General features: G+C 48.6%; 1 protein-coding gene and 1 pseudogene. One reads left to right on the top strand and one right to left on the bottom strand.

From position 1 onward, the window contains the following. Positions 1-131: 131 nt before the first annotated feature. On the top strand, positions 132-818 hold the full coding sequence (locus Q0605_RS08530; protein ID WP_298706161.1) for an MOSC domain-containing protein: 687 nt from the start codon (positions 132-134) through the stop codon (positions 816-818). Positions 819-1,591: 773 nt separating this feature from the next. Here Q0605_RS08530 and Q0605_RS08525 read toward each other — a convergent pair. Beyond that, positions 1,592-1,771: pseudogene (locus Q0605_RS08525) on the bottom strand (hypothetical protein); the annotation flags it as partial.

Raw genomic sequence — 1,771 nt, 5'->3', positions numbered from 1 at the left:
TCAAGCCCGCACTTGAAATTTAGCGCAAAATCGCCGCAAAATTTAGAATTTTAAAATTCTTTTCTAGCTAAAATTCTTGCCTAAAATTTTATGATCTAAGGAGAACGGATGCAAATTTTAAGGAGCGAAAAATGCCAGTTTTAAAGGCATTGCTGACCGGGCAACCGCGCGCTTACGGCGACGAGCGCGCTACGCAGCCTCTAAAAAGGCGCTGGGAGACGGCGATTTTTAAGCAAGCCAGAGCGGGTGAAGTGCGCGCGAATGAGCTTGGGTTCGAGGGCGACGCGGTAGCCGACACGCTGCATCACGGCGGAGAGGAGAAAGCGATCTTTGCCAACTCACTGCAAAATTACGCCGCGTGGGAGAGATTTTTGGGGCTTAAAAATCTAGCCTACGGCGCAATGGGCGAGAATCTCACGATCGGCGGACTACACGAACAAAACGTCTGCATCGGCGATGTGCACCGCATAGGCTCGCTGGTGCTGCAAGTAAGCCAGCCGCGCAAGCCCTGCTACAAGCTCTCGATGCGCTGGGGCAACGCGGAGATGACGGCGGAAATCGCACGTAGCGGGCTTACCGGCTGGTACTACCGCGTGCTAGAGGCTGGCTCGTGCCGCGCGGGCGACGAGATCTACGTCGTAGAGCGCGACCCCGCTACGATGAGCATAATGGAGCTTAACCGTCTATTTTACGGCGATCGCCTCGATGAAGGGCTGTTAGCAAAATTTAACCTACTTACGACGCTTACGCCAAAATGGCGCGAGGATATGCGCCGCAAGCTAGAAGGCAGCTACGACGACGGCTTTATGCGACTATGAAATTTAGCCTCGAAGCGGCGTGATAAAACCAGCAAAGCAGCGCCGCGTCTCGTTGTTTTAAAACACACTCTTGATGCGGACTTCAAAAATACTTTCTTGCGAGCCAGCTTGCAAAATACTTTCTAGACTTGAGCATTTAAAACATCTTCTGGACTTTCGGTATCAGCGCACAAAACCACTTCTTAAGTGCGAGCCGTAAAATTTCAAAGCTGGAATTTTAATTTAATCCGCGCCTCACGCACGCAAACGATCTATTCTCGCACCATGTTTTGCGGCATGATACAGGCTGCAAGCAGAATTAAAGACGCAAATTCAACCGCACTTAGAATTTAAGCCGCTATGAAGTCTAAATTTAATCGCACATTAAAAGCCGCGCGCGCTCTTTGTAAATTTTAAAATTTAAAAGCGGTAAATTTAACTCTCTTGCTATGCAGCGAATTTTTTCCCAAAAATCAAAAATCAAAAATCAAAAATCAAAAAGCGAACTATTTTTACTCGCACGACACACTCATCTCACGCATTTAGCGGCACAGCTCTTACGCTGCAAACGAGCTTTCTCAAAGCTTTGTAACGCGCGCCAAATTAGACAGTCAGATGCTTCGCCAAGCGCCTTTCAAAGCCCATTTATAGCGCTCGCTATAAGTAGAATTTTGCGTGGAATTTTGCGCGGCGCGGCAACAATTACGACCTTTAAGAGCGCACACCGCAGCTCAAAAGCCTATTTCAGCTTTTTAAAAACCGCGCGCCGCAGAGTTTAAAGTCCATTACCGCGCTCACTCCACTATCGTAATCCCCGCATCCGCGCAGGCTTTTCGCGCCTTTTTGGATATACCGATGCCGGTCGTCTCAATTTTTTTAAGATTAATAAAGGGCGCGAGCTCGGCGGTATCGATGTTTTTGATGTCGAAAAGCTCGTCCTCGCCGTCCCAATCAGGCGCGATTTGCAGATAAAT

The sequence above is a fragment of the uncultured Campylobacter sp. genome (assembly GCF_938017705.1).
Taxonomy (GTDB): Bacteria; Campylobacterota; Campylobacteria; order Campylobacterales; family Campylobacteraceae; genus Campylobacter_B.
Note: the sequence above shows the minus strand (reverse complement) of the source record. Positions and strands in the feature narration are given on the sequence as shown.

Coding starts and splice junctions, on each gene's coding strand:
- Q0605_RS08530 (WP_298706161.1), top strand. CDS start 132: ATGCCAGTTTTAAAGGCATTGCTGACCGGGCAACCGCGCGCTTACGGC.